The organism is Hirschia sp. (assembly GCF_058892565.1).
Window position 1 is genome coordinate 1 of the sequence record NZ_JBZXVU010000058.1, and the last position, 8,292, is coordinate 8,292.

6 protein-coding genes are annotated in these 8,292 nt (G+C 47.1%); 5 read left to right on the forward strand and 1 reads right to left on the reverse strand.

All coding sequences use genetic code 11. The features are described from left to right. The 5 genes from AC5EF3_RS16135 to AC5EF3_RS16155 all read left to right on the forward strand — a co-directional run. A partial coding sequence (locus AC5EF3_RS16135; RefSeq protein ID WP_493548776.1) for an FAD-dependent oxidoreductase occupies positions 1–393 on the forward strand: 393 nt, incomplete at its 5' end. Positions 394–494: 101 nt separating this feature from the next. Then, complete coding sequence (gltB, locus tag AC5EF3_RS16140) at positions 495–5,054, forward strand: glutamate synthase large subunit (RefSeq protein WP_012778065.1); 4,560 nt, start codon at positions 495–497, stop codon at positions 5,052–5,054. Positions 5,055–5,278: 224 nt separating this feature from the next. Further along, positions 5,279–5,926 (forward strand): MarC family protein, encoded by a 648-nt coding sequence (locus tag AC5EF3_RS16145; RefSeq protein WP_493548780.1) that lies wholly within the window; start codon positions 5,279–5,281, stop codon positions 5,924–5,926. A 145-nt stretch (positions 5,927–6,071) separates the two neighbouring features. Beyond that, positions 6,072–6,650: a PadR family transcriptional regulator gene (locus tag AC5EF3_RS16150; RefSeq protein ID WP_493548777.1), complete on the forward strand. Its 579-nt coding sequence runs from the start codon at positions 6,072–6,074 to the stop codon at positions 6,648–6,650. Positions 6,651–6,654: 4 nt separating this feature from the next. Beyond that, positions 6,655–7,002, forward strand: a complete 348-nt coding sequence (locus AC5EF3_RS16155; protein ID WP_493548778.1) for a DUF2218 domain-containing protein — start codon at positions 6,655–6,657, stop codon at positions 7,000–7,002. Positions 7,003–7,006: 4 nt separating this feature from the next. Here AC5EF3_RS16155 and pseB read toward each other — a convergent pair whose 3' ends face one another. After that, a complete protein-coding gene (gene pseB, locus AC5EF3_RS16160; protein ID WP_493548779.1) occupies positions 7,007–8,167 on the reverse strand; it encodes a UDP-N-acetylglucosamine 4,6-dehydratase (inverting) in 1,161 nt (386 codons plus the stop codon). Positions 8,168–8,292: the final 125 nt, after the last annotated feature.

An 8,292-nucleotide genomic window follows, 5' to 3' on the forward strand; every position in this document is an offset into this window, starting at 1 on the left:
GTCGTCGAGAAAAAAACTGGCGGTGTTAAAGCGGTTAAAGCACTTCGCATGAAGCTTGGCCTGCCAGATGCTTCTGGTCGTCGCTCTCCAGAACCAATTGAAGGTTCAGAATACGAAGTGAAAGCAGACATCGTCATTAAAGCACTTGGTTTCAGCCCTGAAGACCTACCACAGCTCTTTAATGAAGAAGCTTTGACTGTGAACCGTTGGGGTGCTCTGAAAGTCAATCACGCAAACCTGATGACATCTCTTGATGGTGTGTTTGCAGCTGGTGACATTATGCGCGGTGCGTCTCTTGTCGTTTGGGCCGTAAAAGATGGCCGCGACGCAGCCGAGCACATGCACAAATACATGAAAGCTCAGGCAGCTAGTTCGAAAATAGCTGCTGAATAAATAGAATAAGCGCAAACAGAATAATTTTGCGCAATTGGACAAAATTCTGGGGATGGTCAGGCAAAAACACGACCGTTCTCCACCCAAATAGGTGAAAACCGATGACCGAACAAAACAATTACAAAGCTGATTATGAAGCCAAACGTCAGGCTTTGATGGATGCACACGCATATAATCCTGCTGATGAGCATGACGCGTGTGGTGTTGGTCTTGTTGTACAAATGGATGGTACACCCAACCGTAAAATCGTTGAAGCCGGTATCAAAGCACTAAAAAACGTATGGCACCGTGGTGCTGTGGATGCCGATGGTAAAACAGGTGATGGCGCGGGTATCCGTCTGGATGTGCCGCAAGCGTTTTTCCACGCCAAAATCCAAAAAACAGGACACGCACCCAACGAAGATCAACCCATTTGTGTTGGTCAGGTTTTCTTGCCCCGTGAAGACCTAGGTGCCCAAGAACGCGCCCGTACAATTGTTGAAACAGAAGTCGTTGGTTTTGGCTTCCATGTTTATGGTTGGCGTCAAGTTCCGATCGACACATCTGTCATCGGACAAAAAGCTGATGCGACACGTCCTGAAATCCAGCAAATCATGTTCTGTGACCCATCAGGACGCGACGAAGCTGAGCTTGAAAAAATTCTATATATCTGCCGCCGCCGCATAGAAAAACGCGTCCGTGAAGCAGGTATTCCAAGCTTCTATATCTGTTCGTTTTCTGCCAAAGCGATCATTTATAAAGGTATGTTCTTGGCTGAGGACATCGATAAATTCTACCCTGACCTTCAGGATGAACGTTTTGTCTCTTCAGTCGCAATCTACCACCAACGCTATTCAACAAACACATTCCCACAATGGTGGTTGGCTCAGCCTTTCCGCATGTTGGCACACAATGGTGAGATCAACACCATTCACGGAAATGTAAACTGGATGAAGTCGCACGAAATCCGCATGGTTTCCGAGACATTTGAAGGTTATGAAAACGACATTAAACCCGTCATTTCACTTGGCTCATCAGACTCTGCAGCTCTAGATGCCGCATTTGAATTGCTCGTGCGTGCTGGCCGCAAAGCCACAATGGCAAAAACACTTCTTATTCCCGAAGCATGGTCCAAACGTGAAGACGTCATGCCTCAAGCCCACCAAGGTCTCTATGCTTATGCAAATGCTGTGATGGAGCCATGGGATGGCCCTGCCGCTGTATGTGCGTTTGATGGACGTTGGGCAGTTGCCGGACTAGACCGTTCCGGTCTTCGTCCAATGCGTTATGCTCTCACAAATGATGGCGTGCTTGCATGTGGTTCGGAAACAGGCATGTGTCCGCTTGATCCTGACACAATTGACCGTCGCGGTCGCGTGGCTCCGGGCGGCATGATCGCAGTCAACATCGAAGAAGGTAAATTCTATAACCACAAAGAAGTGATTGATGCACTCGCTGCACAACACCCTTATGATGAGTGGCTAGAAAATGTGATCGAGCTAGATGAGCGCGTCACGGAAGGCACAGAACCAAAAACATATGACCGCGATGAATTATTACGCCGTCAAACTGCTGCTGGTTTCTCTATGGAAGAAACTGAGCTCATTCTATCGCCGATGATTGAAGATGGAAAAGAGGCTATTGGGTCTATGGGTGATGACAGCCCTATCGCTGTTCTATCCGAAGGCTATCGCCCTCTATCCCACTATTTCCGTCAGAACTTCTCACAGGTGACAAACCCACCGATTGACCCATTGCGTGAAGACCGCGTGATGAGTTTGAAAACACGCTTTAAAAACCTCGGTAACATTCTTGCCGATGATGAAGCCCAATCAAACGTGTTCTTATTGGAAAGCCCTGTCCTAACTACAGGCATGTATAATAACCTCATCGACATTCTTGGCGATGGCGTCTCCATTATCGATTGTACATTTGATGCAGATGCAGCCGCTTCTCAATCCGCTGGTGGCACATTGCAAGCTGCCCTGATCCGCATCTGTCAGGAAGCAGAAGACGCTGTGTCTCAAGGTAAAGAGCACATTGTTCTTACCGATGAAAACCAGAATGGTGAATTAGCCGGCATTCCGATGATCCTTGCTGTTGGAGCTGTACATTCTCACCTTGTGAAAAAAGAATTGCGTTCATTCTGTTCTATCACAGTGCGTTCTGCTGAATGTCTGGACACACACTATCACGCCGTCCTCATCGGTGTTGGAGCAACATGTGTAAATGCTTATCTAGCAATGGAAACTATTGCTGATCGTTTTTCTCGTGGCCTTGTTCAAGGTGTTACACTTAAAGAAGCCTGTCAGAATTTCAAAAAATCCATTGATGCTGGTCTTCTTAAGATCATGTCCAAAATGGGCATCTCGGTTATTTCCTCTTATCGCGGGGGATATAACTTCGAAGCGCTTGGATTATCACGCGCCCTCGTGGACAATTACTTCCCGGGCATGACATCCAAAATTTCAGGTATCGGCCTGAATGGTCTTGCCAAGAAAACACTCGGCCTTCACGACAAAGCTTGGGAGGGTCAAGTTATGGCTCTGCCTGTTGGTGGTTTCTACCGCATCCGTCGTTCGGGCGAGCGTCACGCTTTGACAGGTGATCTTATTCACCAACTTCAAAAAGCATGTGACACAGGCAGTTACACTGAGTGGAAAAAATACGCCGAAGCAATCAAAAAAGAAGCACGCGAACACCCGCTTCAATTGCGTGATTTGCTTGATTTTGCATCAACGAGAAAACCACTTTCTCAAGAAGATGTTCAATCGGTCAATGAAATCCGCAAACGCTTCATCACACCCGGCATGTCGCTTGGGGCGCTTGGTCCAGAAGCTCACGGTACACTCAACGTTGCCATGAACCGCATTGGGGCTAAATCAGTTTCCGGTGAAGGTGGTGAGGTTCGTGAACGCTATAAGCCGATGGCAAATGGCGACAACATGAACTCAGCAATCAAGCAAGTGGCTTCAGGTCGTTTTGGTGTCACAGCTGAATACCTTAACCAATGTAAAGAAGTTGAGATTAAAGTCGCTCAAGGTGCAAAACCAGGTGAAGGCGGACAACTTCCCGGCTTCAAAGTGACTGAATTCATCGCTAAAAACCGGAATGCGACACCCGGCGTGACGCTAATCTCGCCTCCGCCACACCACGATATTTATTCAATCGAGGATTTGGCGCAGCTAATCTACGACCTCAAGCAGATCAACCCTGACATTCGTGTCTGTGTGAAGCTTGTTGCGCGTTCAGGTGTAGGAACAATTGCCGCTGGTGTTGCTAAAGCGAAAGCAGACATCATCCTGATCGCAGGTAATGTCGGTGGTACAGGTGCTAGCCCGCAAACATCCGTTAAATTTGCTGGTCTTCCGTGGGAAATCGGTCTTGCTGAAGCCCACCAAGTCCTAACGCTCAACAATTTGCGCGACCAAGTCACACTTCGTACGGATGGTGGCCTGCGCACAGGGCGTGATATCGTTATGGCAGCCATGTTGGGTGCTGAAGAATACGGTATTGGAACGGCGTCTCTTGTCGCTATGGGCTGTATCATGGTGCGTCAATGTCACTCCAACACCTGTCCTGTTGGTGTGTGTACTCAACGCGATGATCTACGTGAGAAATTCACAGGGAAACCCTATAAAGTAGTCAACCTGATGACACACATTGCTGAAGAAGTTCGCGATATTCTTGCCGAACTCGGATTCAAAACCCTCAATGAAGTGATCGGTCGCACAGACCTTCTCTCTCAGGTGTCACGTGGATCTGAATTCCTTGATGATCTTGATCTAAACCCACTTCTCATTCGTGCGGATGCTGATCAGAAAATTGAATACAAACCTAATCTTCGCAATGAAGTACCGGATTCTTTGGATGCAGAAATACTGCGCGATGCAGCTGCCTTCTTTGAAAAAGGCGAAAAAATGCAAGTGGACTATAAAGTACGCAATGTTCAGCGTGCTATCGGTACACGTGCCTCGTCTCACATTGTGCGTAAATTTGGAACGGATGATCCCCTTCCAGAAGGTCGCCTATGGGTCACACTTGACGGGTCCGCTGGTCAGTCACTTGGTGCCTTCTGTGTGAAAGGTCTCACACTCGAAGTGATCGGTGATGCCAATGATTATGTTGGTAAAGGTCTTTCAGGTGCGACAATCATCTTGCGTCCATCATCCGGTGCTCGTTTCCTAGCTCATGAAAACACCATCATCGGAAACACATGTCTATATGGAGCCACGTCCGGCTATCTATTCGCCGCTGGACAAGCTGCAGAACGTTTTGCGGTTCGTAACTCTGGTGCGACAGCTGTCATCGAAGGCTGTGGATCTAACGGTTGTGAATATATGACAGGTGGCCGCGCTGTAATCCTTGGACCAATTGGCGACAATTTCGGTGCAGGTATGACAGGTGGGATGGCTTATATCTATGATCCAGACGATAAATTTGGAGTCATGGCCAACCCTGAAGCAATTGTTTGGGATACAATCAAATCCAAGCATTGGGAAAATGAGCTTAAATCTCTCATTATAGACCATCAGGACCGTACTGTTTCTGCGCTTGCAAACTCAATCTTAGCAAACTGGGAACTGGAGCTCTCAAACTTCAAACAAGTTTGTCCAAAAGAAATGCTATCTCGACTAGAGTTTCCTCTAGATGACTCTGCCACGGCAACAGCAGCGGAATAATTTCCAAAGCTTTCGCATGGCAAGACCCCAGACAAAGCGTCGACCTCGTCGGCGCTTTGTTTCGTTTTAAGCGATAGAATTGCTCATTTCGTTGTGGATATATGAAAATTAGCCTCAAACTAGTGATGTTTCAGCCAAATTAGACACAGCCAGAAACATTTCTTTGCAAAAAATCTCTATCGCTAGGTGTTGCCAACTTTCATTTGCGCATATATTCGCGCTGGATGACTCAAGAATTATTAAGCCTTGCACTCGCGACTTTCGTGACATTTTTTGTTTTGATCGACCCTCCCGGCGTCGCTCCCGTTTTTGCGTCTTTAACCGCAGGTGGCGGTCCTAAATTTGCACGAAAAATGGCTTATAAATCTGTTATTGTTGCCGGTATAATTATTGTCGGATTTGCATTTGGCGGTGCTTGGCTATTGGGTGCCTTGCACATTTCAATCGATGCTTTCAGAGCAGCTGGCGGAATTTTGCTATTCCTCATCGCGTTGGAAATGGTGTTTGAAAAACGCACGGAGCGCCGCGAAAGTCGCGCCGAAGCTTTGCTTGAAGATGAAGAACATGAAAACCTTGATGATGTTTCAGTCTTCCCGTTAGGCATTCCTATGCTGGCTGGGCCCGGATCTATTGCGACCGCCATGTTATACATGCAAAATGCGAGCGGAAGCCTTCTAAATCAAGCCATTGTTATAGGTGCCATACTTGCCAACTTGCTTTTATGCTATTTCGTATTTTTAGGTGCTGCGCCGCTCATTCGTATTATGGGCGATAGCGTAGCAGGTGCGGTCACACGTATTTTTGGTGTGATATTGGCAGCTCTTTCCGTCCAACTCCTCATTGACGGTATCAAAGGTGCGTTCGGCATTTAGCCAGATTAAACCGCTTTTTTTTGAAATTCACGCGAATGTGACTACCTTTCCAAGCAGATATTTGAGAATATCTCGCAAGTAGTACTTGATTATTTATTTCTAAGATATATCTTGAGCTTATCTTAATTATAAAAGGAAGATAAATTTGAGATTTTCACACATAAACCAAAACCACAGAGAACACGGCCACAAACACCGCAGACACAGATCAGAATGTCGTCACAAAAACGGTCACCGCCATGGCGGTATGGGTAGAGGCGGACGCAGACGTGTATTTGACGCTGCCGAACTTCGCCTTGTCCTCCTTCACTTCATCAGCACAAACCCTAAACATGGTTATGATCTGATCCGCGCTATTGAAGAACATTCCGGCGGCAGCTACGCGCCAAGCCCGGGTGTTGTCTATCCAGCTCTCTCAATGCTTGAAGACATCGGCTTTATCTCTGCCCAGCAAGAAGAAGGCGGCAAAAAAGCTTTCAGCGTTACGCCGGACGGAGAAAGTGAACTTCAAACACAATCAGAAACGACGTCCTCCCTATTGCAACGCCTAGAAAGCCTCGCCACCGAACATGGACGCCTAAACCCCGCCCCAGTCAAACGCGCAATGGAAAACATCAAAACAGCCCTGCGCAACCGAATGACCCAATCGGATGCAACAGACGCAACAGCCTTAGATATTGCCGCAATCATCGATGAAGCCACCCACAAAATCGAGAGACTCTAACCCCATGACGAACTCAGCACCCCAAATCTATTCAAGCCAATCTGAAACCCCAACCCAAAGCGCTAGTAAATATTTGCAACAACTTTGCAAACATTGGTCCCATAATCTGGAAGTGGAATTTGATAGCGAGAAAGCCCGTATCACTTTTCCCGCGAACAATCGCGGCGCGAATTGGAAAGGTGATGCCACGCTCCTCATGAATGCAGGAGAGACGCAACTCACATGTCAGCTTCAAGCCAGCGAGGCAGAGCAGTTGGACAAGTTAAAAAGCACTGTACAAAGCCATCTTGATCGCTTCGCATTCCGCGAAGCGCCACTCAGTTTTGACTGGCAAGATCAGGAAATTGTATAATTAATCAACCGCGCTTGCGGGGTTTGCGCTTCTTAGCAGCAGATACCGCAAGGTCTGTATCCGCAAGCGAATCTGGTGCGTCGCCATTACGTCGACGCATCGTGTTCGCCATTGTTTTTAAACTCTCACCCGGAAATGTAAGTGCAAGCATTTCAAGAACGGACATATCATCGAGCACTTCATCATTTTGATCTGATGAATAGGCAAAACCTTCAGCAACAGATTTTGCGCCTTTCGCCAACCAGTCATCCATCAATTGCTCACGTCCAGCAGGCAAAATGATGTAGCGGTCCGCGATCTCAACTGTTGAGCGTCCATCATCTTCCGGCACCATAATTTCATGCAGTTTTTCACCCGGACGAATGCCAATCTCTTTTTGTGGCAAATCAGGCGCTAACGCGGTGGCGAGCGTCCCAATTGTCGAAGATGGAATTTTGGGAACAAAAATCTCTCCACCTTCAGTTTGCGCCAAACCAGACAACACAAAATTCACGCCTTGCTCCAGCGTAATCCAGAAACGTGTCATGCGTTGATCTGTGATTGGCAAATGATCGACACCTTCAGCAATTAACTTGCGGAAGAAAGGCACAACAGAGCCACGCGATCCCAACACATTCCCGTAACGCACAACAGAAAACTTCGTACCATCCGCACCAGAAAGATTATTCGCTGCAACAAAAACCTTATCAGCCGCAAGCTTAGACGCACCATAAAGATTGATCGGATTAGCCGCTTTATCCGTTGAAAGCGCCACAACGGCTTTCACACCAGATTTGATAGACGCATTGACCACATTTTCAGCACCAAACACATTGGTTCGGATACATTCCATTGGGTTATATTCAGCAATTGGCACATGCTTAAGCGCCGCCGCATGTATCACATAATCAACACCGCGCATCGCCATTTCAAGGCGCGCCTGATCGCGTACATCACCAATAAAATAGCGCATAAACGGGTAATCAGCTGGCGGAAATTGCTGCGCCATTTCATATTGTTTTAGCTCATCGCGTGAAAACACGATCAGTTTTTTGGGCTCCCAGCGTTCAGAAACAATCTTTACAAACTCTTTCCCAAAGCTTCCTGTTCCACCTGTAATCAGAATGGTTTTGCCATTTAAATCCGGTGACGATTCCATAAAATCGCGAAAGAAAGGTTTGGTCATAATTTTTGCTCGATCCATCAGATTCTAAACAAGTGATAAAGTCCTCATTAACCTTAAACTCTCCTAAAGGGCTTAAGCATTGGTTTACAGGATAGACGTAAGTTTAAAGGCTCAATTAGAAGCAC